At 40.8% G+C, this 25,455-nt stretch carries 21 protein-coding genes; 7 read left to right on the forward strand and 14 right to left on the reverse strand.

The window, feature by feature from the left end; genetic code table 11:
* The first annotated feature begins 452 nt into the window (after positions 1 to 452).
* Together V7K46_RS26505 and V7K46_RS26510 are read left to right on the forward strand one after the other, a co-directional pair.
* Positions 453 to 1,277 (forward strand): hypothetical protein, encoded by an 825-nt coding sequence (locus V7K46_RS26505; protein ID WP_335118495.1) that lies wholly within the window; start codon positions 453 to 455, stop codon positions 1,275 to 1,277.
* 670 nt (positions 1,278 to 1,947) lie between these two features.
* Entirely contained in the window at positions 1,948 to 3,213 is a 1,266-nt protein-coding gene (locus V7K46_RS26510; protein WP_335118497.1) for a mannosyltransferase family protein, read from the forward strand.
* A gap of 107 nt (positions 3,214 to 3,320) precedes the next feature.
* Here V7K46_RS26510 and V7K46_RS26515 read toward each other — a convergent pair whose 3' ends face one another.
* The 10 genes from V7K46_RS26515 to rimI form a co-directional block, all read right to left on the reverse strand.
* A complete protein-coding gene (locus tag V7K46_RS26515) occupies positions 3,321 to 4,865 on the reverse strand; it encodes an ArnT family glycosyltransferase (RefSeq protein ID WP_335118802.1) in 1,545 nt (514 codons plus the stop codon).
* Between the two features lie 249 nt (positions 4,866 to 5,114).
* Positions 5,115 to 5,480 carry a clan AA aspartic protease gene (locus V7K46_RS26520; RefSeq protein WP_335118499.1) on the reverse strand — a complete coding sequence of 122 codons (366 nt, stop codon included), beginning with the start codon at positions 5,478 to 5,480 and terminating at the stop codon, positions 5,115 to 5,117.
* Complete coding sequence (locus tag V7K46_RS26525) at positions 5,477 to 5,749, reverse strand: hypothetical protein (RefSeq protein ID WP_335118501.1); 273 nt, start codon at positions 5,747 to 5,749, stop codon at positions 5,477 to 5,479. The genes V7K46_RS26520 and V7K46_RS26525 overlap by 4 nt, the downstream gene beginning before the upstream one ends.
* Positions 5,750 to 5,968: 219 nt before the next feature.
* Positions 5,969 to 6,238 (reverse strand): hypothetical protein, encoded by a 270-nt coding sequence (locus V7K46_RS26530; protein ID WP_335118503.1) that lies wholly within the window; start codon positions 6,236 to 6,238, stop codon positions 5,969 to 5,971.
* Complete coding sequence (locus V7K46_RS32185; RefSeq protein ID WP_442939875.1) at positions 6,186 to 6,347, reverse strand: DUF6972 family protein; 162 nt, start codon at positions 6,345 to 6,347, stop codon at positions 6,186 to 6,188. Before V7K46_RS32185 ends, V7K46_RS26530 begins: the two co-directional genes overlap by 53 nt.
* Positions 6,348 to 6,460: 113 nt before the next feature.
* Entirely contained in the window at positions 6,461 to 9,325 is a 2,865-nt protein-coding gene (locus tag V7K46_RS26535) for a UvrD-helicase domain-containing protein (RefSeq protein ID WP_335118505.1), read from the reverse strand.
* A gap of 232 nt (positions 9,326 to 9,557) precedes the next feature.
* On the reverse strand, positions 9,558 to 9,827 hold the full coding sequence (locus V7K46_RS26540; protein WP_335118507.1) for a type II toxin-antitoxin system RelE/ParE family toxin: 270 nt from the start codon (positions 9,825 to 9,827) through the stop codon (positions 9,558 to 9,560).
* Positions 9,827 to 10,033, reverse strand: coding sequence for a hypothetical protein (locus V7K46_RS26545; RefSeq protein ID WP_335118510.1), 207 nt, complete (start codon positions 10,031 to 10,033; stop codon positions 9,827 to 9,829). Before V7K46_RS26545 ends, V7K46_RS26540 begins: the two co-directional genes overlap by 1 nt.
* Before the next feature lie 155 nt (positions 10,034 to 10,188).
* The gene (locus V7K46_RS26550) at positions 10,189 to 12,657 is read right to left on the reverse strand and encodes an ATP-dependent Clp protease ATP-binding subunit (protein ID WP_335118512.1); all 2,469 of its coding nucleotides are present in this window, start codon (positions 12,655 to 12,657) and stop codon (positions 10,189 to 10,191) included.
* A gap of 579 nt (positions 12,658 to 13,236) precedes the next feature.
* Complete coding sequence (gene rimI, locus V7K46_RS26555) at positions 13,237 to 13,788, reverse strand: ribosomal protein S18-alanine N-acetyltransferase (RefSeq protein ID WP_334969682.1); 552 nt, start codon at positions 13,786 to 13,788, stop codon at positions 13,237 to 13,239.
* A 92-nt stretch (positions 13,789 to 13,880) separates the two neighbouring features.
* Between rimI and lysA the strand changes: the two genes are divergently transcribed.
* The 3 genes from lysA to V7K46_RS26570 all read left to right on the forward strand — a co-directional run bounded on the left by lysA (position 13,881) and on the right by V7K46_RS26570 (position 17,185).
* Positions 13,881 to 15,299: a diaminopimelate decarboxylase gene (gene lysA / locus V7K46_RS26560; protein WP_335118514.1), complete on the forward strand. Its 1,419-nt coding sequence runs from the start codon at positions 13,881 to 13,883 to the stop codon at positions 15,297 to 15,299.
* Positions 15,300 to 15,512: 213 nt separating this feature from the next.
* Positions 15,513 to 16,439: a diadenylate cyclase CdaA gene (cdaA, locus tag V7K46_RS26565; protein WP_335118516.1), complete on the forward strand. Its 927-nt coding sequence runs from the start codon at positions 15,513 to 15,515 to the stop codon at positions 16,437 to 16,439.
* A complete protein-coding gene (locus V7K46_RS26570) occupies positions 16,436 to 17,185 on the forward strand; it encodes an isoprenyl transferase (protein WP_335118518.1) in 750 nt (249 codons plus the stop codon). Before cdaA ends, V7K46_RS26570 begins: the two co-directional genes overlap by 4 nt.
* A gap of 600 nt (positions 17,186 to 17,785) precedes the next feature.
* Here V7K46_RS26570 and V7K46_RS26575 read toward each other — a convergent pair.
* From V7K46_RS26575 to dnaK, 4 genes are all read right to left on the reverse strand, one after another.
* On the reverse strand, positions 17,786 to 18,058 hold the full coding sequence (locus V7K46_RS26575) for a DUF3143 domain-containing protein (protein WP_335118520.1): 273 nt from the start codon (positions 18,056 to 18,058) through the stop codon (positions 17,786 to 17,788).
* A gap of 69 nt (positions 18,059 to 18,127) precedes the next feature.
* Complete coding sequence (locus tag V7K46_RS26580) at positions 18,128 to 18,652, reverse strand: J domain-containing protein (protein WP_335118804.1); 525 nt, start codon at positions 18,650 to 18,652, stop codon at positions 18,128 to 18,130.
* 254 nt (positions 18,653 to 18,906) lie between these two features.
* The gene (locus V7K46_RS26585) at positions 18,907 to 19,902 is read right to left on the reverse strand and encodes a J domain-containing protein (RefSeq protein WP_335118522.1); all 996 of its coding nucleotides are present in this window, start codon (positions 19,900 to 19,902) and stop codon (positions 18,907 to 18,909) included.
* Positions 19,903 to 20,048: 146 nt separating this feature from the next.
* Positions 20,049 to 22,115: a molecular chaperone DnaK gene (gene dnaK, locus V7K46_RS26590; protein ID WP_335118524.1), complete on the reverse strand. Its 2,067-nt coding sequence runs from the start codon at positions 22,113 to 22,115 to the stop codon at positions 20,049 to 20,051.
* 319 nt (positions 22,116 to 22,434) lie between these two features.
* On the opposite strand from dnaK, the gene V7K46_RS26595 reads away from it, so the two are divergent.
* Both V7K46_RS26595 and V7K46_RS26600 read left to right on the forward strand, forming a co-directional pair.
* Complete coding sequence (locus tag V7K46_RS26595) at positions 22,435 to 23,283, forward strand: M28 family peptidase (RefSeq protein WP_335118526.1); 849 nt, start codon at positions 22,435 to 22,437, stop codon at positions 23,281 to 23,283.
* Between the two features lie 590 nt (positions 23,284 to 23,873).
* The gene (locus tag V7K46_RS26600) at positions 23,874 to 25,406 is read left to right on the forward strand and encodes a SagB/ThcOx family dehydrogenase (protein ID WP_335118528.1); all 1,533 of its coding nucleotides are present in this window, start codon (positions 23,874 to 23,876) and stop codon (positions 25,404 to 25,406) included.
* Positions 25,407 to 25,455: the final 49 nt, after the last annotated feature.

Genomic DNA, 25,455 nt, shown 5'->3' on the forward strand with positions numbered 1-25,455 from the left:
TTTTATTTCGACTTGTAATCTTAAACCCATCACGCTTAAACCAAATTTACCCTTGGTGATAATTTAGCGCAGCTTCATACAGAAATGGTATTAGATTTGTGAAGTTCACTTTTCCCAACATAATCCTAGATATGGTAAATAAAATTACTAAGTATTTATAATGAGGTTTGCTAAATTACCCATTTGGGCGAGTACCGTTTCTACCGTATTCATAGCTGATCTAGCAGTATGCTTTTTTTAACTATTTGCAGCCTACAACAATAAGTGGCTTTTTTATGCATTGGGGCGAAAACTGTCCGGAGTATTGTTAAATTAAGCGAAAAGGCTGATGGAGGCGTCACAATTGTTTTGCAGATTCGTAGTAAAATCGAATTTAGGAAAAAATTATGTTGATGGTGTATACTCTAACCTTTGCTCTAAATACAGTATGAAGGGATAAAGAAATGCAGAATATGCAAAATTTCAGTAATGATTTGTGGAAAAAAACATCATTTTCTACATGCTCATATATTAAGTCTTTACGCGATTATCGCCCAGTGATTGTTCGTTGTGCCATACAAAGCTGGGCTAAAATACTAGAGCTTCCTTTTGCTGAAAAAATATTTTTAGATGATAGTAGCCCTGATTTAAATGGGATGAAGCTACTTCAATCATCCAATCAAATCAATCATTTTGATTCTGTAAGATATAATACTATCAGCCATCCCCCTCATAGTAATTTTGGAATTCTTATTAGTCTGAATCTTTGTAAATCTGATTATATTTTACATCTGGATGACGATATTCAAATAGTGGGAACACATCAAGACTGTATTAATATCTTGGAACATGGCCTTACTATTCTTAATGAAGATAAAAATATTCTGGGAATAAATTTAATGCATGTAGATAGAAGTGCTGGGGGACAGTGGGGTCCAGGTAAAGATTATTTTGCAAGTGATGTTTTTTCTCATCCCATTCAATATTTTGGAAATTCAGCATGTTTAATGAGAAGGGAACTTTTAGAAGTCGTGAGTTTAAAAGAAATTTTTAATTGGGGCAAAGAACAGCCTACTAATTGGGAAGAGTTAGTCTCAACTTCAGATAATACTTCTTCGTTTCTTGTAGCTAAGGTTGGAACTCCTTTTACAGTTGATAATGATGCATGGTTATTCAAAAGTACATTTCGTGTGTCTACCTGGGAAACATATAAATATTTATTACTTAAGAAATTAGGTTTAGGCACGCTAGCATCTCAATTTTCCAAGAAGATAAAAGAAAGGGAATATAATTTGTGATTGGAGCTTAAAAATTAAAGTTGAAGACTATAAAATTGCAAAAAATTTGGTAAAAATTTAAATATTCTTTACCATCTAAAAATGGTATACTACTAAAAAGTAACTTTTCACTCTCACCCCATTGAGTTGAATAAAATTCAGCCAGCTAGAACGTTTGTTGATGCAGGAGTTAATATACTTTAACCAAGCTAATAAATATAAAAAACTCGCTAAAAACGCACCTAATCTTTATCAATGGGTTCTCAGTAACTTTTATAATATTCTTGTTCCCATAGGTTTAACTTTAAGTATATCTGCAATATTTTTATTGTCATATATTGTTTATAAAAGTAGACGAAAAATTATTCAGAACAGATTAATATACTTAGCCATTATATCAGTTTTATTTATGCCACATATCCTGCCCAAAATGCACGACAGATATATCTATCCTGCTGATATATTTCCTCTAATTTTTGCCTTTTGCTTTTCCCGATATTTGTGGGTGCTATTGTTGTGCAAATATCCTCATTTTTTGGCTATTTAGGTACTTCTATATATCCAAATTTTTTCTATACTTTTAGGTTTTAGACTGTGGTTGATTGTGCAAAATTGTGAGATTATTTATCCAAAATTAAAAGCTGGATTTTGCTAAAATCTCAATTAAAAGTTAATTTATCTATCTGCAAAGATGAATATAAGGAAAAAGTTTTTGGCTAATGACTTATTTTTTATCATAGCAATATGGTTGTCTAGTAGACTTCTAATAGTTATCGCTATGTTACTGATTGCCCCATTGTTTCCAACTTCATCAGATGGCGTTACTGCCACGTTTAGTTGGGATGTTTTCTCTGCTTGGGATAGTGTTTGGTATGAGAGAATTGTGACTTCTGGTTACGATTTCTCCAGTAACGTAAAGGAAATGCACACAGTTGCATTTTTCCCTTTATTTCCATTGTTAAGCCGGATAATTATGTTCATCGGCTTGCCTTTGAAAGTGGCAGGTATATTAGTTAACAATGCGGCTTTTTTAGCTGCCTTGATCATACTTTATTTTTGGGTACAGGAGCTTTACAGCACAAGCACAGCACGATGGGCAACAGCTACTTTAGCATGGTGTCCCTATTCCCTTTATGGAACCGTAATTTACACTGAAGGTCTGTTTTTGTTGTGTACCATATCTGCTTTACGAGCTTTTGATAAAAAGCAATATATTTGGGCAGCATTCTGGGGAGCATTATCTACAGCGACGCGACTACCTGGAGTTGCTCTTATCCCAGCTTTTCTGTTTGTTTCTTGGAAAGAACGTAGAGGTATAAAAGCTTATATTGCCAGTTTGACTGTTGGTTTAGGTATATCTTTGTACAGTCTTTATTGTCAAATTCAATTTGGTGACCCTTTGGCTTTCATCCATGCACAAAAAGCATGGCGTGGTGATGCAACAGGATTTGCTTGGCAGGGTTGGTGGCAGATGCTGATGCAAATTACGATAGGTTTCACTAATTGGAAATCTGGCTATATTAAAGACCCTTTGCATCCGTTATTGTTTTTAATAATTATTGTTAGTGGCTGTTTTTTATGGCAATTTCGTGTACATCTGGGGATGATGAAATTCCGCTATGGATTATATTTTTTATGGCTATCGTTGTGGGTATTAACAAAAGATGAATTAGTTAAAATTGCACTAGTTTTTGGTGGGATATATTTACTATGGTTATCACGGGCTAAAATTCCCCTTGTTACTGTTGTCTATGGGTTTTCTTCCTTCGCTTTAATTTTAAACACTGGGATTACAGCCTCATCTGAACGCTACGCTTACGGTATTGTATCGCTGTCAATGGCATTTGGGTTATTACTTTCCCATTATCCTCGTTGGGGATACCCAATTATGTACTTTTTTGGAATACTAATGTTCATATTTTCTATTCGATTTGCCCACGATCTTTGGGTAGCTTAGGTTGATTAATATCATTCATTGATCGTTTACCGATAAATAAGATACCTGACTTCATAAAAGTTGTCGGGTACCTTAGGTAATCTCCGAGCTAATATTCGTTAGTATAATTATTTTTTTGTAATCAGTGTAAATCCGTTAGTTGCTCCTATAACTTTACTACCAGTTAAATTTATTTGCTGTAAAGCCACATTGTCTAACAGTAAATAAGATTTATTAGATAACATTTTTTGTAAAAGTGGCACAGTTGTAGCAGTTACCTTGCAATCGCTGTAAAAGTCCAAACTAGGACGCCCATAAGCAAAAGAGGTGTAAATTTGTGTTCCTGGTGAAACATTTGCCCGAATTAAGTCTGCTACTGGTTTAACTGGAAAAGCTTCCTTTAATTCCCAAATCCATGATTGTGAACTCATCAACAGGGTTAAAACTAAATACATCCCTGTAAATAACACTGGAATAAAGTTGCGATCGCGCTGTTTAACTAACCAGGCTGCGGTGGTCATACTTATTGCCAAAACAATACTCATTACTATTAAAATAGGCTCTTGATTTGCAATAATAAAGTAGACACAACCTCCTAAACCAGCAAAAGCAATAATAGCCAGAAATATTGTCCAAATTCGCACTCTAAAATGACTGTACTGCCAAATTTCGCTAAGTTTAGCACCAATTGCCAAAGCTAAAAATGGATATAGAGGCATAATATACCACGGGAGTTTAGTTCTCATTAAAGAGATGGTTCCCAAATAAACAATTGTGCCAATAATAATTAGGCAACCCCAGGTAGTATGACGTTTTTTCCAAGCTAGATAAAAACCTCCCGGTAAAAATAATAGCCAAGGAAAACTATACTTAATTAACTCAATTAAATAGTACCAGGGAGGGCCACTATGACCTTCAACAATTTGTCCAAGGCGATCAAAAGTTTGTGCTTGAAAATTCACTTGGAAGAAATTTTCGCCATAATGTTGCAATTGAGCAGCAAACCAAGCGATCGCTGGTGCATTTCCTAAAAACATTCCTACTAATAAATAGGGGCTTGTTAACAAAGCAAACTGCCGATCTGCAATCAGGAATAAACAAGCGATCGCCCCTAGTGGCAAAACCATCATTCCTTTAGTTAGAGTGATTAACCCTAGACAAAATCCCACGCCTAAAGCATACCGCCGATTATGACGTGCTTTTAGCAAACAAAACAACAACAGCAAGAAAAAGGTAATAGTTGTACCATCTAGCATTGCTAGCCGTCCGTGACGCACCACAGGCAACATCGTCAAATAAACTAAAGCGGCAAACAGAGCTGGTAAACTTTGGTTAAAAAGCAAACATCCTACCAAGTAAAGCAAAGGCACTCCCAAGGCCGTTAACACTGCACCTGGTAGGCGTGTTGTCCACTCATTCACGCCTGCAATGGAGTAAGTCCAAGCAATTAGCAAGTGCATCAGGGGTGGCTTATTATAATAAGGTTCACCTCCCAAGGTGGGGTAAAGCCAATGCATTGAACCAAGTGGGGCACGCCAAATTTCACGGGCAACCTGTGCCACAGTACCTTCATCCCAATCTCGTAAAGGGGAGTTTCCTAAAAATATCAGCCATAAAACTAGAGATATTACCAGTAGGCTAAATAACCATTCTCTTTCTCGGAATAGACGCATATTTAAAATCGGGATAATCATCTCAACCACTGTAAGGCGGTATTGTACCCCAGATTCTGCAATGTTAAAAAGCGGCGTTTATATGGTGCGATCGCTCAAAATGCCAGCGTCAATCATGCGGTGATATTCGTGAATCATCCACTTAGCAACTATCACAGTCATAACGATTGGTTCCTCAAGTAAAGCTGTACCTAATAGAGGTAGCTGCTATATTGCTATTGAGAAAAACTCGATATATACATAAAGCAACTATAATTCATCAATTGTTACTAAACCGCCCTCGATAAACTGTATAACAAGTTCATGCTGATCAAGTAAAGTAGTTCCTAATAAAGGTCGCTTTCCTGTGGCAAGTACATTAACTACCCTTTCTTCGCCATTCCAAATAATAACAGCTTCATGTACTGGTATATCTACACAACTATTATCAGCTAGATTTGCAGGTAGTTCATACAGGAAAGGTAAATTCAACAAAACAACTGCTTCTGGTGGTAGACAAAGGTAATCTGTAAAACCTGTGTATATAACAAATTCAATAGTAAAATCTGGTAGATTTGGCAGTCGAAATTCTACATTAATAGTTGGATGTGCATCCTTGACAATACCAGAAATCACTGTGAATCACGCTCCATAAAACCAGAGAATGAAACAGCAACTTTGTAACCAATGCGAATACCGTATAGTCGAGCAAATGGGTGTTTTTTACGTAAATATCGCGCTGATTCTATACCTATTTTATCAACTGCGTATTCACCTGTTTCTATATCAATAATCACCATTTTACCGATGTTTTCTTCTCGATCCACTTCTTGGCGAATGCTATTTTGATACAATTCTTTCGCACGTCGTGCAACTTCTTCGCGGCTTAAAAGTATGCTTTTCACGTCTTTGCTCCTTTGTTGATGTTGTATACTAATTCTACTACCAAGGTATACTGCAATGTAGTTGAGCTAAAGATAAAAACAAAGAACATTTTCATAATGTCGCAAGACTCAGCACCAGAGGTTTCGGCTATTTGCTAGAAGTAAGTATTAGTTTGACTTCTACCCCAACATTTCTTCAACAGTAAAACCAATCATATTCTCTAAAAACTCTCTAGTAACTCAGACTAATTCTGCCGCTAAAAGCCTACCTTCAATTGGTTCATATTCATCTTCTAGTAACCAGAACTTGGCTGTATTATAGTCATTACTAGAAAATACAATTTTATAACCCTGCGCCGGATCATAAACTTGACAGTTATCTTCACTATCGCAAAGCAATAAAAGAATATATGGAGGGGATAACATTGGATCTATCCATACTTCTGTAAATTCCCAGTTATTCTTCACTCGGTCTTGTGCGGGGGATGACGTGGTATTGGTCGTCTGCATTGATTTTTATCTCCCCATAGTAAAGTAGAATACGGCTACCATCTGGACTGATTCTATAACCTATAGGTTCATTAAAAAACATCCCATAACGGTCATATCCTCGAATCATTCCGGTGAACAATACCTGAAATCACCTGCGAAAAGCGATCGCATCTTTCTTAGTGCATCTTAACTCTTAATAAAATGGTCCAACTTTTACCAAGGGTTTATATCTAAATCGACTTAAGAAATATTATTAATCACAGGAATAAATTGTCCATAGTCAACATGATACTTCGCCAGCATATTCTCTAAATCATCATAAAATCGCACCTCGATTCCATAAGCGTGAGAAATCCACTGAGCGTTATCAAAATATTGTTGGATTGAGAAATCCAGTGCAGGATAGGTACAACACCAAGCTGACCATTCAATTGTCCTCCAGGTATAGCCTTCAGCGTTAAGTAAATGTTTGATTGCGTAAGTGCCGGTTCCAATTTTTCCAGCCTGATTACCCACTTTAACAGTAATGCGCTGTATGCTTCCAACAAAAGGCGGATAATCTAACCAATCAAGTAAGTTAATTCTTTTCCTACTTTTTAATTCCTCAAGGAAAGGTGACAAGTTTTTAGTTTCGGTAAGAATAAATAAATGCTCTACTGCACGAGTTAAGGCAACGTAAAAAAGACGACGTTCCTCATCAACTACTTGCTCAATGTTATCACCAAAAACACGGCTAAACATCAAATCAGGGTGTATTAATGGGTAACAACGAGAGACAGCATCAAGTATTATAACTACATCATTCTGAAGACCTTTATACTTGTGAGCGGTTGATATGGTTACAGCCTTTCTTGATTCTTCAGGAAGGTAGGAGCGTACCAAGTTTAAGAAGTTGTCGAGTACGCCATCTCTTGATTTCCGTCTACGATAATTCACATACCAAGGTAAACTATTCTTTCGGCTGAGTAAAACCACATTTTTACCATTTTTGATAATCTGGTTTACTAAGCGCAATATAGCAGGTGTTATATTGTCTCCTGGATGATCTTTTTGCTCGTTTAGATTTGGATTAAATTGTCCCAAATCAGCAATCTCAACCGTTCCAAAAATAGTTTTATGGGCGCGTGCAGGAGTACCCAATCCATGCATCAATGTATTACCGATATCGACAATTGAAGTAGCTGAACGGTAATTAGTAGCTATATTTAATTTTTGCGAAGGCTGGAAAAATTGTGCGAAATTCTGGTAAAAGCGAAGGTCAGAACCAGCAAAACCATTAATTGCTTGCCAGTCATCACCAACACAGAAAAATTGTGCTTGAGGATTTTGTTGTCGAATTGCTTTTATTAAATGGTGAAAAAGTTCTGAGAAATCTTGATATTCATCAATCAGTATGTATCGAAGACACTTTAAATCGCCAGTGCTAGATTTGCGACGAAATACAGTTTGTCCTGATACGATAACTGCGGCGGCTTTTTGCATCAGTCCATCAAAATCATCCTCGCCTGTTGCCTGAAGCTGTTGCAAATAGGACTGATAAAACTTTTGTGCAAGCTCCAAAAAACGCTGCTCGACATCACTAGCACACTTATGATTATCAACGAGTGAGGCTAATTTTTCGGAAGTGAGGGACAGTTTGCGACAACGCTGAATAAATTTTTCTACTACTTTGGTAAAACGGTCTATAACTCTAAGTCTAATTTTCTTCCAAATCTCGTCTTCACTCAAGCGATCGCACCTAACACCATAACTTTCAAGGCATCGCTTAAGTAAAGTACAAAACTCTTCTGCTCCCTCAAATCTGAGGGTTGTCGGGGATAACTCCACAAAATGCCAGTTACGATGATTTCGCCAATATTCTCGCTTTTCTTCTGAAATTATATCATAATCTGGATCGCCTTCTAGTCCAAAATATTCAATAACTATCCCCTGATTTTCTCCAGTAAAAATTGTAAAATCAGGGCGATAATTAATCTCATTCCACCAAAAATTACGCTCGTATTTGTATGTCATATTGTGTTCCAATAAAAAATTTGCAATTACTTTCTCACCAAAAGACTTGTAGTAGTTTCCATCAAGCCCTTCTCTTGGCAATGAGCGACGGTAACGCAACATTTCTTCAGGACTTTTATCATAACCACCCCAAGCAATGCGCTCCCAATCTTCACGAAAGTTCGCCATCATCAAAACGCGAATTTTTTCATAAATATCTGGCTTGCGGCGATACTCGTCAATTACAGTCTGTAAAACTTGGGCTTTGTTCTGTTGTCCATCTGGTTCATTGAAAAGAATGCTTTTTTCTGGATGAACTAAAGCGTATGCTAATGCATGGAAAGTCATTACATGAGGAATAGAGCTTTGTAATTGTAGAGTGAGCCGTTCTTTTATCTCCTCCGCAGCTTTACGATTAAAGGCTAAAATAAACATTTCACTGGGTGCAACACCACAATATTTTTGTAGAAATAAAGCTCGACTTACCAAGGTAGAAGTTTTGCCACTTCCAGCCCTTGCCACTACTTGAATATGACCTTCACCAGCACCAATTGCTGCTGCTTGCTCAAGGTCAGGTGAGGTATTTAAGTTGGTTATTAGCCAAGATTGCACATAATTTAACTTTTCAGATTGGTACTCTTCAAATAGTATACGTTCAGTACATTGGGCTTGATAGAAGTTATCAACATTGAGAAAATCTTGCTCAAACTGGTTTTTTAATTTTTCAAGTAAAACCTGTTTTTCTGCTTTCCATCTTTGTGTATCCCTTACTTCTTGCTCCCTTCGGACTAATTCAAAAATTTCTTGACGAGAAAGAGGTGGTGATATATTGCTAAATTTTCTAAGGAATTGCTCTTTTTTATATCTACAAATTAATCCATCTCTGTATTTTATCTCGATTGATACTTCTGATGTTTTTAGTTCATGTACTGCGTAAACTTTTCCTTGAGTATAATACTTCACTCCTACTATATTTCGTTTTTGATCTTTATATTTAACTTCTTCTTTAAGGCGACTAACTTCTTTTTTATGCAGTAATCTCCAAAGATTATTGTTATCACCAATTGCTTTTACAAAGCTTTGAACGTTGTCAATCTGTAAACTGTTATCCATACTCTGCTATACTCTTACTCAACTGCTTGCAGCGACTTAAGTGCCTCTTCTTAGTTTTCCCGCAGACAGAGCATAATTAACAGCGAAGCAGAAATTATAGAAGGAATAAGGTTAGATTCATCTGTTGTTTGTGTTTTTGTCATATTGATAGATAACAAAAAAACGGTAGATAAGTTTTGTCTTCTACCGTTTTTTGAATATTGATTTTTATCTGCCTATTAATAGATTTTATTTAGTAAACATCATCGTGACTACCAATATCTACAAACACAGCATCCTCATCATCTGTAAAGTAAAAAACTACTCTCTCGTCATAATCTACACTAAAACTCCATAAGTCTTTAAGCTTACCTGACAATTTGTGAGTTTTCAAACCCTGCTCAAATGGGTCTGCTGTAAACTGCTCCAACTTTTGCCAAAACCGTGCTTCTAAATCTACATTCCTTTGAATTCGCTTTTTAAAAGCACGTTTAAATGAAGAATTGAAACTTACTTTTAACATCACTCTTCTATCAGTTGTCTCAGTTCATCGATATTCGAGGAAAACTTTAATTCACTATTTTGCTGTTCTACTTGCGCCGCCTGAAAATTTTGATAAATCTCTTCACGCCTTTCTTCCCGTAGATATTGCTGCAATAACAGTTGAAGTTCTAACTTTTCTTCGCTGGAAAGACTTTTAATTGCTTCAACTACATCACTGAAGGTCATAATCTAGAACACCTTTTAGTGTTTGCCCGATCAATGTAACATAGTAACAATTTAGTGAACGATATACTACCGCAGACCGAAAAAAACGGTAGAGCAATAAACACTCTACCGTTTTCTAATTTTTTATTTGAGATTTAAATCCCAAACTCTAAATCCTACTCAACGCCTTGGGGTAACAATTCCCGACGCTGTTGAGAACTAACTTGCACAACGCCATTTTCATCTACATCAACAAGGGCTGTATCGCCATCTTTAATACGACCAGACAGAATTTCTTCTGCTAGGCTATCTTCTAACAAGCGCATAATTGCCCGGCGTAATGGCCTTGCGCCGTAGCTGGGACTGTAACCTTCTTGAATCAAACGATCCTTGAAGCGGTCTGTGACTTCTAAGGTGATACCCTTTTCGGTTAGACGACCAAATACTTCCTTGAGCATAATTTCGGCGATTTGGGTGACTTCAGGCTTGCTCAACTGACGGAAGACGATAATTTCATCGAGTCGGTTGAGGAACTCTGGACGGAAGTACTGCTTGAGTTCTTCGTTCACCAAAGAGCGAATCCGGTTGTAAGTTGACTCGCTGGCATCTTCGGAGAATTCAAAGCCGATACCGCTACCGCCTTTTTCAATTACCTTAGAACCAATATTGGAAGTTAAAATCAGCAAGGTGTTCTTGAAGTCCACCGTGCGACCTTTGGCATCAGTTAACCGACCGTCTTCCAAAATTTGCAGCAGCATGTTGAATACATCGGGGTGGGCTTTTTCGATTTCGTCGAACAACACCACGGTGTAAGGACGCCGCCGCACGGCTTCGGTTAGCTGACCACCTTCGTTATAACCAACATAACCTGGAGGTGAACCAATCAGCTTGCTGACGGTGTGACGCTCCATGTATTCCGACATATCCAAGCGGATCATCGCTTCTTCAGAACCGAAGAAGTAAGCAGCTAAGGACTTCGCCAACTCGGTTTTACCTACACCAGTAGGCCCAGAGAAGACAAAGCTAGCTATGGGTCGATTGGGATTTTTCAAACCGACACGAGCGCGACGAATTGCTCGTGAAACTGCCCTTACAGCTTCATCCTGACCAATTAAACGCTGATGCAAGGTGTCTTCCATGTGCAGCAGCTTTTCAGATTCAGATTCGGTGAGTTTGTTCACCGGTACCCCAGTCCAAGAAGCGACAATGTGGGCAATGTCTTCTTCTGTAACTACAGGTTCTTCACCTTCATTGCCAGTTGCATTGGTCTTGCTTTGAGCGATCGCCCGGATTTCGGCTTTGATTTCCATTTCGCGATCGCGCAATTCTCCAGCTTTGTCAAAGTCTTGAGAGCGCACCGCGTCATCTTTTTCTTTTAATATCTGACGCAGTTCTTTGTCTAACTCCTTAGCTGCGGGCGGCAACTGGGAGTTAATCAAGCGCACCCTAGAACCAGCTTCATCAACTAAGTCGATGGCTTTGTCTGGGAGGTAGCGATCGCTAATGTAACGGTCTGATAACTTCGCCGCCGCGACTAATGCTTCGTCGGAGATTTTCAATTTATGGTGTTGCTCATAGCGTTCGCGCAAACCATACAAAATTTCAATTGTTTCATCTACAGTGGGTTCGCCAACCATCACTGGTTGGAAACGCCGCTCTAGTGCTGCATCTCGCTCGATGTGCTTCCGGTATTCATCTAGGGTTGTAGCTCCGATGCACTGCAACTCACCTCTTGCCAAAGCTGGCTTGAGAATATTAGCTGCGTCAATAGCACCTTCTGCCGCACCTGCACCAATTAAGGTGTGTACCTCATCAATCACGAGAATGACATTACCCGCAGAGCGGATTTCATCCATGATTTTTTTCAAGCGTTCTTCAAATTCACCCCGATACTTGGTGCCTGCTACGAGCAAACCAATATCCAGCGTGACGACGCGTTTATCTTCTAGGATGTCAGGGATATCTTTAGTGGCAATGCGTGAAGCTAAACCTTCAGCGATCGCAGTTTTACCAACCCCTGGTTCCCCAATCAGCACTGGGTTATTTTTAGTTCGGCGACCCAATATCTGAATCACCCGCTCAATTTCCTTGGCGCGTCCCACCACTGGATCGAGCTTATTATCCATTGCCATTTGGGTCAGGTTGGAACCAAATTCATCCAGAGTCGGGGTTTTTGTGCGCCCGGATGAACCGCCTGGTGAAACTTCGGCAGTTTCTCCCAACATGCGGATGACTTGGGTTCTTACCTTAGATAGATCCACACCGAGGTTTTCTAGCACCCTGGCTGCGACGCCTTCCCCTTCGCGGATTAGGCCCAACAGCAGATGCTCGGTGCCAATGTAGTTATGCCCCAGTTGGCGTGCTTCTTCCAAGGAGAGTTCTAGAACTCGCTTTGCCCGTGGCGTAAACGGAATTTCCACGGCAACAAAGCCTGATCCCCGTCCTATAATTTTTTCAACTTCAATTCGGGCATCTTTGAGATTGACGCCCATTGATTTCAGCACCTTGGCAGCCACTCCAGTGCCTTCGCCAATCAGACCCAAGAGGATCTGCTCGGTTCCGACAAAGTTGTGACCTAAACGGCGGGCCTCTTCTTGGGCCAGCATGATTACCTTAATGGCTTTTTCTGTGAAGCGCTCAAACATGGCTTTATCCCATCATCTGCGGTCGTGCCGGTATGCTGATTTTAGCACAGGCAAAGCTTTTGGATGCCTGTATAACAGATTATAGACATCCTGAAGCTATGACTTGGGTTGATGGGCTGATTGTTAACTATTGACTACTTTTATGTAGCTAGTGTACTGAGGAGCTTTAGTTCACCAGCGTTTTTGGGATTTATTACAAATAGCTGACTACTTACATTAAGATTTTCTTTACTCTATCCCAAACTTTTATTAATAACACATTTGTCTTAAAATGTCAATCATTTAAAGTTTGAATAGTTTTTTATTATGTATTTCAATTTTAATATAAAATATTTAAATATAAAGAAGTGGAGCAAAGTTGCATTTTTTTGCTGAAGCTGATCACAAGCCTCGATAATTCAAAATTAATAATCCCTAACTACGTAGAGCAGCGTAAATAATTAAAGATTTGTAGGTAAGGATTCAGCCCTCAAAGTAGGGCTTTAGCCTCTATTACGATACCCTACGTGAACACTACGAGTTAAATTCCACATTTTTTACATTAATTAACATAGTTTGATTTATTCTCGCCTACCTCTCTTACTTAAAAAGCAAGTGCCAAGAGGATTTGTCCAAGCGATCGCTAACTAGGGTATACCAATTATCCAAAGTCTTTTGAAATTGGGGGTGTTGCAGGTCTGACATCCAAAGGATTAGCGCATCCTCACCGTTATCTTGGTAGTAACGCCGTCGCCGCCCAGCTGTTTTAAAGCCAAATTTTTGATATAAAGATATTGCCGCTAAGTTAGAAGCTCGGACTTCGAGGGTAGCTCGCTCCAAACCGCGATCGCAAGCTGTCTTAATGAGTGAATATAGTAAAGCTGCACCCAAACCTTGACGATGATATTGGGGATGAACTGCCAAAATTGTAATGTGGGCTTCCTCTAAAATTGACCAAAAGCAACCGATTCCTAGCAAACTTATGGTAGAGAACCGGGAAAATAAACCGAGTAAATCGCTGTTGGGACTATCCAATTCTCGTTTGTAGCCCTCCAGAGTCCAAAGTCCGCCAAAACAGGCTTGATCGAGTTCTAGTATTGCACTGAGATTTTCTAGTGTCAGTAATTTAATTTCTAAGTCTGATGAGATCACATTTATTGAATAAGATTACAAACCCTTTGTAAACTGGGAATCGGGAGACGAATTCAAAGCCCGTAATTTGAACAAGGACAACTTTTACATTTATGGTATCGACTCACCCCACTGGGGTTCAACATACTGGAAGTCAATATTTACCTCAAAAATACGACACCAACGCAAATCCATCGCCTAATCAAGAACTTTTACCCTTGACTGCCAGAGTTCATAACCATGACCTCCTAGAAATTGGTGGGTGTGATGTCACAACCCTAGTTGAGCAGTTTGGTTCACCTTTATATATTTTAGATGAAGAAACCCTGCGTTCGGCTTGTCAGCAATACCGAGATGCTTTCAAACAGTACTACAAGGGCGAATCTCAAGTATTGTATGCCTCAAAAGCTTGGAATTGTTTAGCAGTTTGTGCGATCGCAGCTTCTGTTGGGCTAGGAATCGATGTAGTTTCTGGGGGCGAACTTTACACCGCCCTGCAAGCGGGTGTTAGTCCCAATAAGATTTACCTTCACGGAAATAATAAATCTCGTGAAGAATTAATTTTAGCGATCGAGTCTGGTGTCACCATTGTGGCGGATAACTGGCACGAGCTGCGTACCCTTGTGGAAATCGCCCAACCTGCTCAACCAATCCGGATCATGCTACGGCTAACTCCTGGTATAGAGTGTCATACACATGAATATATTCGCACGGGACACTTAGATAGCAAATTTGGCTTTGATCCCAACGATTTAGATGAGGTATTTGCTTTTGTCAGTCAACAACCTATCCTTCATTGCGTAGGGGTACACGCTCATATTGGTTCCCAAATTTTTGAGCGCCAACCGCATCAAGATTTGGCTGCTGTTATGGTGCAGTGGCTGCGAGATGCCAGGAAGTATGGTTTAAATATTACAGAGTTAAATGTTGGTGGTGGTTTGGGGATTAAGTACACAGAATCAGACGATCCCCCTAGTATTGAAGAGTGGGTGAAGGCGATTTGTGAAGTAATCCAAGAAGCTTGTGCAGCCGAAAATCTGCCTTTGCCGAAATTACTGAGTGAACCAGGGCGATCGCTAATTGCCACAGCCTGCGTTACTGCCTATACTATTGGTTCATCCAAAGTTATCCCAGAAATTCGTACCTATGTAGCGATCGATGGGGGAATGTCCGATAATCCCCGCCCAATTACTTACCAATCAGTTTATCGGGCAGTAGTTGCTAATAAAATGTCTTCTCCTTTAACCCAAACAGTCACAATTGCTGGTAAACATTGTGAATCAGGAGATATTCTGATTAAAAATGCACTACTCCCAAAAACTGAACCAGGAGATATTCTCGTAGTTATGGGAACTGGTGCGTACAATTACAGTATGGCATCTAACTACAATCGCTTGCCCCGACCGGCAGCAGTTGTAGTGACGAATGGCGAAGCAAATTTAATTTTGCAACGTGAAACTTATCAAGACTTAATTCGACAAGATCGCCTACCAGAAAGACTGAAAAGTCAAGGGCTAGGAGTTAAAAGTTAGGAGTTAGGAGTTATACCGATTATCTATAAGGGTGCTCCAGAACTTGGGGATTTTGCCCCAAGTGTGACCAAGCCTGATTTTGTGCAGTTTCACAAAGAATTGGTATTAGGAGTTAAGAGTTGTCAATTAAAGGTTTTTTCATAACTCATAACTTATAACTCTTCACTCCCAATTCATAACCGTAATTAGAGGCAAAAGTTTAATCCAGATGTCATGAGAGATTGGTGGAAGCAATGGCTGACAAACCTAGGATGGTCACAGTCCTTGCTACTTGGGACTCTGGATATTGTGTTAGTGCTGGCGCTGACATACATGATACTAATTATTATTAGTGAGCGCCGGACACTGTGGATGGTGCGAGGATTCATTATCTTAATGCTAGCCTCAGCACTAAGTGGCAGATTAGGACTACCTCTGCTAAGTTTTGTACTGGAAAAGTTGGTGATTGGTTGTGCTGTAGCAATGGCAGTTGCTTTACAGTCAGAGTTTCGACGGTTTTTGGAACAATTGGGGCGTGGCGAATTCCGCCAGTTGTTTCAACCCGATCGGCTGGCAATCCCTAAATCTGATAGTGTAATTGATGAAATTGTTGAGGCTGTTAAAGAATTGTCAAAAAACCGCATTGGAGCTTTACTAATTTTGGAAACCACAGGACAAATTGATGAGCGAGATTTTTCTGTGCCAGGAGTAAAGCTAAATGCGGAGGTTTCTAAAGAACTGATCCAAACAATTTTTCAGCCAAAAACTTTGTTACACGATGGAGCAACATTGATTCGTGGCTCACGGCTCGTGTCATCGGGTATAATTTTACCACTTTCGGGACGCACAGCCTCGCGCCAGTTGGGAACACGCCACCGAGCGGCAATGGGAATTACTGAGCGGGTCGAAAATTGCATTTGTGTCGTTGTATCTGAAGAAACGGGTTCCATTTCCTTAGCGGAACGAGGAACCCTAAATAGACCGCTGACGATTAAGAAACTGAAAGAGTCATTAGAAGAGGCTCTTTTGTCTCCAACTGTGGATAGGGAAGCTGTTGCTCCTGGTGTGTTGAGTTTTGTTCGTCAGATAGGTGGGAAGACATTAGCACTGGTTTCACGTTTACTCAGATTACCATGGACCGCTTCTCGAGATAAAAAATGACAGCACAACAAACTAAATTGCAAGATTTGCCTACTGACTTAAAACGAGAACTATTGCCGCAGCACGTTGCGGTGATTATGGATGGCAATGGTCGATGGGCTAAACGTCAGGGTCTACCCCGAATTATGGGTCATAAGCGAGGAGTAGATGCTCTCAAAGATTTACTTCGCTGTTGTCAGGATTGGGGAATTCAGGCACTGACAGCTTATGCTTTTTCAACAGAGAACTGGAAAAGACCGCAGGAAGAAGTAGATTTTTTGATGACTCTGTTTCAAAGAGTTTTGCGCCAAGAACTGCGGGAAATGGTCGAAGAGAATGTTCAAATTAAGTTTGTGGGGAATTTACAAGACTTGCCCCGATCGCTCCAACAAGAAATATCCCGTTCAATGGCAGAAACTAAGGATAATCGTGGTATCCGGTTTTCGGTGGCAACTAATTATGGCGGACGGCAGGAGATTTTACAAGCTTGTCAGGCGATCGCAAAACAAGTCCAGCAAGGTCTGCTGCAACCCGATGAAATTGATGAACAAGTATTTGAGAGCCACTTGTACACAGCAGGAATTACTGACCCAGATTTGTTAATTCGCACAAGTGGAGAAATGCGCCTCTCAAATTTTCTGCTCTGGCAAATGGCTTATGGAGAAATTTACATTACCGATACTCTCTGGCCCGATTTTGACCGCGCTGAGTTTCACCGCGCTTTGTGTGCCTACCAGCAACGGGAGCGGCGGTTTGGGAAAGTGTAAAATAGTACATTTACTAAGTTTCTAGGATGCGTTAGCGAAGCTAGAAAATTGGCGATCGCAAACAGCCGTCATAGCGATCGCGGTAGACTTAGCGGGTATCGGGGCGGTTAACTGCCTTGATGGAGTAACTGACCTCTTTGGGCGCTACAGCTAGTAACTTGGTAGTTTTTAATAATAATACTGAGGTTAATAAAAGTTAAAATATTACCATTATTATGAAAATATAAATAGTAATATAAGATGCTTAAATGTATATCTAAACGTGTACCTGTTCCTAATTTAATAACTGGTGGTATTGCGTTATATTTTATATTTAGACCATTATTTGTATTATATGTATTAGGAATATATGACATTATTGATATGTTAATTTCAGTTGCAAAATCTAATAATTAAAGTAAAAGCATCCCAAGTTTTTGGAGTGCTATTATGATATGGATTATTAACTTTTATAACTGGGATGATATAGCGGTTCTCGCTTGAGTGAGGTACAAGAACCTCACCCCCAACCCCAGAGTAAAAATATAGGAAGTTTTATCTGATAGCCAAACTTCCTATAAGTTGGTCTAAATTTCCGATGAAGTGTACTTAGCACTTCATCTATGGCCCAGAAAACACAGCTTGTTCTATATCATCCCGACTGAGAGAATATTTGAATGAACGTTGGATATCTTGTCCATTTTCTCCAGATTGGACATATCGCACTACAATTTGCTCAACGTCGAGCCATAGTTCAGCTTGCCAAGTAGACCGCTGTATACGCCAGCAATGCCTCTGTACATCGTCTTGTTGACAGCCTTGGTCTTTTAGCCACTGTTCAATTTGTGGCAGGGGATGATTATATAGGGGGGTATCAGAGGGAAGAAGAAGCATAGGTATTTGGGATTTTAGATTTGGGACTTTGGCTTGGCTCAGTCGAACGATTTTGGATTAGGGAATTTTTTAATTTTTAATTATCATAGGGGTAATTAGTTGTGACGCATGGGTAATTTGCTGTTGTACAGATGCAGTTAATTGCAGCAAATGGGTTTGGAAAGCAGCCTCACCACGAGTTAAGCCAATGGCAACTGCTAGTAGCAGACAACCTACAAATGTTAACACCAGCATAAATAAGGCAAAGATTTCGCCAGATGAGAGGGGGCGATCGCTCGCATCGAGGTAAGCTGATTTTGACCAGTCATGGGAACGCGAGACGGGATGATTCAAATCAGAGGGTGGTTGAATCACTCCAAAGCGGGAATAGCCAATTTTTAAATCGTAGCTTAACCGACTTTCTGGATGGCTAAGGGTGGCGTAGGCTTCGTTGATTTGCTGAAATTTGGGAGTGGCGATCGCAGTAGGCAAGTCTGTAGTATCAGGATGATAGCGTTTGCTCAGTTGCCGATAAGCGCGACGAATGTCGATTACCGATGCCGAGGGATGCAGTCCTAGCAGGGAGTAATAAGTTGGTTTACTGCTTTGTGGCATTGCCCCGTTATGATTCACGGCTGTTTGAGTCACCTTGCAATCAAGTTTTTTCTAATATTGTAAACCTGCTAATGCCATAGACGGCTAACCGCCTTTATTCCCAGATTTGATTTCAAACGCACAAAATCGCAGAGTTTGAGATTTATAGCGTTGTTTGGGCATCAAGACCAAGATGGAAATTTCACTGTTCATTTGATTAATTTTCACAGGGTGGATATCGGATCATTAAATAATCTAGATATACTCCCTCATCCCTAACGGATTAAATCAGCACGGGGTTTAAAGGTTTCAATTTCCCGTACCTTTTCGTAAAGTTCCCGTTCTTCCTGACTAATATTTTTCGGGGTAACTATTTGAATTTCTACTAATTGATCACCACGTTTACCGTCATCGCTGGGGTAGCCTTTATTCCCTAGTCGAAATTTTTGACCAGACCTAACTCCTGGGGGAATTGTCATTTTCACTGGCCCATCCAAAGTTGGTGCTTCTACCTGTCCTCCTAAAACTGCTTCACTGGGAGTAACTGGTACTTGGCAGAGGATATTTAAACCTTCTAGCTTGAATAATGGATGAAGTTCAACGGTAATTTTTAAATATAGGTCGCCACCACCAACACCTTGGTTCCGCAAACGAATGGTTTGACCTGTTACCATACCTGGAGGCATGGTAACTTCTAGCGATCGCCCATCTTCCAAACGAATGCGTTCATTACCACCTTGATAAGCTTTTTCTAGTGGGAGTGTTAATCTAGCTTCTATATCCCGACGGGTAGTGCGAGGTGGTGTGTTAACGGTGTAGGCAACTTTTGTTCTGGGGGAACGAAACGGATCGCTAGTATTGCCATTACTGGAGTTACTTGTGCCATTCTTATTTTTGACGCCAATAACTTGATTAATAAAGCTTTCAAAGTCAGAAAATTGGCTTGGATCTACGTCCTGATTACTGTTGCGATCGCTTTGGCTACTCTGCCAAGTTTTAGTCTTTGGCGTCTTCGGGTTGCCCGCAAAACCTTTTTGCTTCCAGTAGCGGCTAAACTGGTCGTACTGCGCTCGCTTGGCTGGGTCTGAAAGGACTTCATAAGCCTCGCCGATATCCTTAAATTTTTCCTCAGATGCTTTGTTACCCGGATTGAGATCGGGGTGATATTGCCTTGCTAACCGTCGATAAACCTTTTTAATTTCCTCACTAGAGGCGTCTTTAGATACTCCTAAAATCTCGTAGTAATCTCGAAAATTCGGCAAATTTTGCATAGTCAGTTATTTAAATTTTAGATTTTAGATTTTGGATTAATTAGGAGAGACGCGATTAATCGCGTCTGTACAGGAGTTATGAGTTGGAAGATTTAATTTTTAACTTCTCACTCCTAACTTCTCACTTTTAACTTTTATTAGGAGTATTACGACCAATCATTGTCTTCTTCATCATCCCAATTATCTTGGTAGCTGGGACGGGATTTGCGGGGAGGACGGCTTTCATAGGAGGAACGACTGTCTCGGCTATAGTCTTTACCGTAATCTCTGCCATAGTCCTTACCATAGGAATCGCGTTCCCGATATGTATCTCTGGGAGATTCGCGTTCTTTATCCTTGTCACCGCCAGTAAAAATGTCACGGATAGTACCCAACAAGTCGTCCTCTTCCTCTTCATCATAAGACTGGCGGACTTCCCGATTTAGATCATATAGAGCATCTTGCAAGTCGGCGTAGGCTTGGTCAATACCGCGATCGCTATTTTCCTTAAGACTCTCCTTTAAGTCTCGGCAAATATTATCAATTCTTTGGCGGCGGCTACGGGCAAACTGCATACCAAATTCGAGCGCTACATCTCTGAGTTGTCGTTCTGCTTGGATAATCAACGCCTCAGAACGAGTCCGCTTTTCTACCCTTTCTTTCCGTTCGCGATCAACATCGGCGTATTTCTCAGCGTCCTGAATCATCCGATTCACTTCCGACTCGTTCAAGGTGGAAGCGCCTTGAATGGTGATACTCTGTTCTCGACCAGTGGTTCTATCTAAGGCTGTTACCTGTAAAATCCCGTTAGCATCAATATCAAACGATACTTGTACTTGAGGAATACCCCGTGGCGCTGGTGGGATGCCATACAGCTTGAACCGTCCTAAAGACTTGTTGTTTGCTGCCATATCCCGTTCGCCCTGGACTACGTGAATTTCCACAGTATTTTGGTTATTTTCTGATGTGGAAAAAATATCAGAACGGCGGACTGGGATGGTGGTGTTGCGAGGAATGAGTTTTTTCATCACGCCGCCGATGGTTTCCAATCCCAAAGAGAGGGGTGTGACATCCAAAAGCAGCACATCTTTGAGTTCGCCTGCGAGAATGCCTGCCTGAATTGCTGCACCCACTCCCACTACTTCATCGGGGTTGACGTTTTCATTGGGTTCTGTACCAATCAAGTCCCGTACAAGCTGCTTCACCATTGGCATCCGTGTAGAACCGCCCACTAGCACAACTTCTTCAATGTCTCTAGGTGAGAGTCCGGCATCTTTGAGGGCGCGTTTCACTGGTGTCCGCAATCGCCCCACCAAATCACTACACAAATCTTCAAACTGGGAACGAGTCAGGCGAGTTTCTAGATGTTTGGGGCCATCTATAGTGGCGGTGATGAAGGGTAAATTAATATCAGTGACGCTGACAGCAGAAAGTTCTCTTTTGGCTTTCTCTGCTGCTTCCATCAACCGTTGTAAGGCTTGGCGATCGCGCCTTAAGTCTACCTCTTCTGTTTCCAGAAATTGCTCTGCTAGCCAATCTACAATTTTTTTGTCAAAGTCGTTACCACCAAGTTGCGTGTCTCCACTGGTAGCTTTGACTTCAAATATGCCATCGCCAACTTCCAGAATCGATACGTCAAAAGTACCGCCACCCAAGTCAAATACTAAGATAGTTTCCGTCTCACCCCGATCAAATCCATAAGCTAAAGATGCAGCAGTTGGTTCATTGAGAATCCGCAGCACCTCTAAACCGGCAATTCTGCCAGCATCGCGGGTTGCCTGCCGCTGAGAATCGTTAAAATAAGCGGGTACTGTAATCACTGCCCCTGTCACTGGTTCACCCAAATAGCGACTAGCATCGTCAGCCAATTTCTTCAGTACCATTGCCGAAATTTCTTCTGGGGCGAAATCCTTATTGAGACGGGGACAGGCAACTTTAATATTACCTACTTCGTCTTTGCGGATGGTGTAGGGTACACGCTTGGAATCTGGACTAAGTTCGCCATATTTGCGCCCAATGAAGCGTTTAACGGCGAAAAAGGTATTTTGTGGATTGAGGATGGTTTGTCGCCGTGCCATTTCCCCAACCACCCTTTCACCTTCTTTGCTGAAGCCAACTACGGAGGGGGTTGTTCGCATTCCTTCTGCATTGGCAATCACCATCGGCTTGCCACCCTCCATAACGGCGACTACTGAGTTGGTTGTACCCAAGTCGATGCCGACTACCTTGCCCATGCGTTACTCTTCTCCTAAAGTGTCTTACTATATTTATTATGATTGGGCGGAACTACCTCTAGCTTTGTACTATAGGATTAAAACACCTAAATGGTATAATAGTCATCATTAAGGGAGTAAGTTAAGAAATGCAGCTAGAGGAGATAGTTGCAACACTAGGATAGCATTGACGATGATTGCTGTGTCCAAGCAGCCTCAATTCTTGTTATCCGCCTACTTCTATGCACTGGATCTGCAAGTTGGTAAATGCACCTTAATAATACTTGCTCTGCAAGTTTTGAGTGCCTGAAAACCTTAATATTGCCACTATTTTAAAGAATTGAATTTAACAGAGCGATTACAGACTTCACTGAGTGAGATAGCGCGAGAACGCGATCCTTACATGGCTTCGGCTGGACATTTTTTTGTCCAAGAATACATCCGCCAGCAATTTTTCCAATGGGGGAGTGTGGAAATCCACACCTTTGAAGTCAGAGGTAAAGCTTGTAAGAACTTGATATTAAATTTACCCTCCCAAGCTAGACGACAAAAAAAGGATTTGCTACCTATTTTAATTGGTGCTCATTATGATGCTGTTCCGGGAACACCAGGAGCTGATGATAATGCCACTGGTGTAACGGTGTTGCTGGAATTAGCGAGAAAGTTTGCTGGTGAACCTGTAAGATATCCTTTAAGGCTGGTTGCTTTCGATATGGAAGAATACGGCTTACTGGGTAGTGCTAACTATGCAGCCCTGTTGCACCAACAAAAGCAACAGCTACGCTTAATGATCTCCCTAGAAATGCTGGGCTATAAAAATTCTACACCTGGTTCTCAAAGTTACCCCCCTCCTCTGGAACGCTTCTACCCAGATAAAGGTGATTTTATTGCTTTAATTGGCAATTTGCGGACATTGCCTGATTTAATTGGCATGAGCCGTAATATTCGCAAAGCAGGCGTACCTAGTCAATGGCTACCCGTGCCGAATCGAGGTTTAATAGTTCCTCAAACCAGACGTAGTGATCATGCACCTTTCTGGGATTTGGGTTATCCGGCAATTATGGTCACAGATACGGCATTCTTGCGAAATCCACATTATCACAAACCTAGTGATGTGATCGCTACTTTAGATTTAGATTTTCTTCGCGGTGGATGTGAAGGATTGGAAATTGCGATTCGGCAGTTGTGAAAAATTAAGATAAATTAATAAGTTTATCTTTTGCCCTCTAAAGCATCATTCAACCTGTCGTTTCCTGCAATAATCTGGTCTGCAATTTCCATGAGCTAAGGTACATATCCTATCGATTATGACCATACAGCAGTAGTCACTATTATGTACCCCAGTAAATCAAAAAGTTTTAACCTCTACTAATCCGGCTTTGTAAATTAACTTCTTAGACATAACTTTTTTAATTTATGTCTTTTTTTTGGTAGTTAGTCTCGACTGGAGGGACAGGTACAAAGTATCCACCCAAAAAACCACTTCATTAAGGAAGTGGAATTCAAAGTGAGCATCTTAACTTTTTCATTCTCAACACCGCATAAAGCTTAACCGAAAAGTATTGGAAGATAGGACAGGGGAGCAGAGGGGAAATAACCGATGCCCAATGCCCCATGTCCAATACTTCCGCAAAGCTCAGTACAAGTGCCCAATGCCCAATTCAGTTGTTACCAATTACCACTTTATGACTCTGAGAATTGTACGAATTGACACGAAACAATGAGGCTAATGAATGCCAAGATCAAAAAAAGGATGCTTCAAGGATATTTAAAAGTACTATGCCAGAATTACACCAATCAATTGCCCAGCATTACCACGAACGGACTAAATACGACCCTGAGACTCTCGCCTCCAAAAGTCACCAGATAGACTGGGCTAAACAGCCAGTGCCTTTCAAAGAGTACAAAATTGGCTCTACTTTTGCTCTCAAACCCTATATCCAAGAAAAACCAGAGGGATTTGTTAATAATCCAGATGCTCAATGGTGGCAAAGACTTTCACGGCTGCTGTTTCACAGCTATGGATTGACGGCGAGAATGCCTTCTATGGGTAGTGGGGTGTATTTACGTGCTGCTCCCAGTGCAGGCGGACTATACCCTGCCGAAGTCTATCTGGTTTCCCGTGGCACGGCGTTATTGCCGCCTGGTCTGTATAACTACCAGTGTCGGACTCATTCTCTAATGCATTATTGGGAAAGTGATGTTTGGCAAACTCTCCAAGCTGCTTGTTTCTGGCATCCTTCCTTAGAAAATACCCAACTAGCAATTATTGTTACTGCGGTTTTCTATCGTTCTGCGTGGCGCTATGAAGATCGGGCTTATCGCCGGATTTTTCTCGATACAGGACACCTGTTGGGTAATATCGAATTGGCTGCTGCCATTAATGACTATCGCCCCCATTTAATCGGCGGTTTTGTGGATGAATCGGTAAACGATCTGCTTTATATCGATCCGCAACAAGAAGGTGCGATCGCTGTCTTACCTCTGGCAGACTTGTTAGATGTCAATCAAAATTTGCCATTGGGATGTACTGCTTTACCTTCGGCCACTGAAACCAGTTATCCTCAAATCCCCGATGGCGAACTGCTGACATATTTCCATCGACACACCCAGATCCAATCAGGTATAACTGGCAATCTCAATCTACCAACTATCAAACAAGAAAAATCTTTGGAGGATAAATATAATTTTCCTTTCTGCTTAAAAATTCCCACCACCACCGCACCTATAGACTGGGGACAAAAACTGTCAGAACTGGAAACTACTATGTACAAGCGACGCTCTACCCGCGCTTATAATGGTGATGATTTAACCTTCGATGAATTGAAAGGTTTACTCGATTTTACTTACCAACCGCGAAATTACATCGACCAAAGTTTAGATATTTCTCCAGACTACTTTGATTTGAATTTAATAGAAACATTCATTGCTGTCTGCGGAGTCAAAGGATTGGACGCAGGTTGTTACTATTACGCACCCAAAGCCCAAGAATTACGCCAAATTCGGTTTAAAAACTTTCGGCGAGAGTTACATTTTCTCTGTTTGGGGCAAGAATTAGGGCGAGATGCAGCAGCGGTGTTGTTTCATACAGCTGATCTCAAAGCTGCGATCGCCCAGTATGGCGATCGCGTTTACCGTTACTTACATATGGATGCCGGCCATTTGGGACAACGCCTGAATTTAGCCGCAGTCCACCTGAATCTAGGCGTCAGTGGTATCGGTGGATTCTTTGATGACCAAGTAAATGAAGTTTTGGGTATCCCTGCTGATGAAGCTGTTTTATATATCACTACATTGGGACGCCCAAGATAAAATAAACCGCAAATAACACAAAGTACCAAAAAATTCTTTGCGTAGTTTG

This window comes from Nostoc sp. (genome assembly GCF_036917395.1).
Lineage (GTDB): Bacteria > Cyanobacteriota > Cyanobacteriia > Cyanobacteriales > Nostocaceae > Nostoc.

Excerpts from the sequence above, each read along its gene's own strand:
- V7K46_RS26545 (WP_335118510.1), bottom strand. The coding sequence starts at position 10,033 with ATGACCTTCAGTGATGTAGTTGAAGCAATTAAAAGTCTTTCCAGCGAA.
- V7K46_RS26550 (WP_335118512.1), bottom strand. The coding sequence starts at position 12,657 with ATGTTTGAGCGCTTCACAGAAAAAGCCATTAAGGTAATCATGCTGGCC.
- V7K46_RS26540 (WP_335118507.1), bottom strand. The coding sequence starts at position 9,827 with ATGTTAAAAGTAAGTTTCAATTCTTCATTTAAACGTGCTTTTAAAAAG.
- V7K46_RS26515 (WP_335118802.1), bottom strand. The coding sequence starts at position 4,865 with ATGCGTCTATTCCGAGAAAGAGAATGGTTATTTAGCCTACTGGTAATA.
- V7K46_RS26505 (WP_335118495.1), top strand. The coding sequence starts at position 453 with ATGCAAAATTTCAGTAATGATTTGTGGAAAAAAACATCATTTTCTACA.
- V7K46_RS26575 (WP_335118520.1), bottom strand. The coding sequence starts at position 18,058 with ATGCTTCTTCTTCCCTCTGATACCCCCCTATATAATCATCCCCTGCCA.
- V7K46_RS26580 (WP_335118804.1), bottom strand. The coding sequence starts at position 18,652 with ATGCCACAAAGCAGTAAACCAACTTATTACTCCCTGCTAGGACTGCAT.
- lysA (WP_335118514.1), top strand. The coding sequence starts at position 13,881 with ATGGTATCGACTCACCCCACTGGGGTTCAACATACTGGAAGTCAATAT.
- V7K46_RS26530 (WP_335118503.1), bottom strand. The coding sequence starts at position 6,238 with ATGCAGACGACCAATACCACGTCATCCCCCGCACAAGACCGAGTGAAG.
- dnaK (WP_335118524.1), bottom strand. The coding sequence starts at position 22,115 with ATGGGCAAGGTAGTCGGCATCGACTTGGGTACAACCAACTCAGTAGTC.
- V7K46_RS26585 (WP_335118522.1), bottom strand. The coding sequence starts at position 19,902 with ATGCAAAATTTGCCGAATTTTCGAGATTACTACGAGATTTTAGGAGTA.
- cdaA (WP_335118516.1), top strand. The coding sequence starts at position 15,513 with ATGAGAGATTGGTGGAAGCAATGGCTGACAAACCTAGGATGGTCACAG.
- V7K46_RS26600 (WP_335118528.1), top strand. The coding sequence starts at position 23,874 with ATGCCAGAATTACACCAATCAATTGCCCAGCATTACCACGAACGGACT.
- V7K46_RS26510 (WP_335118497.1), top strand. The coding sequence starts at position 1,948 with ATGAATATAAGGAAAAAGTTTTTGGCTAATGACTTATTTTTTATCATA.
- V7K46_RS26570 (WP_335118518.1), top strand. The coding sequence starts at position 16,436 with ATGACAGCACAACAAACTAAATTGCAAGATTTGCCTACTGACTTAAAA.
- V7K46_RS32185 (WP_442939875.1), bottom strand. The coding sequence starts at position 6,347 with ATGATTCGAGGATATGACCGTTATGGGATGTTTTTTAATGAACCTATA.
- V7K46_RS26535 (WP_335118505.1), bottom strand. The coding sequence starts at position 9,325 with ATGGATAACAGTTTACAGATTGACAACGTTCAAAGCTTTGTAAAAGCA.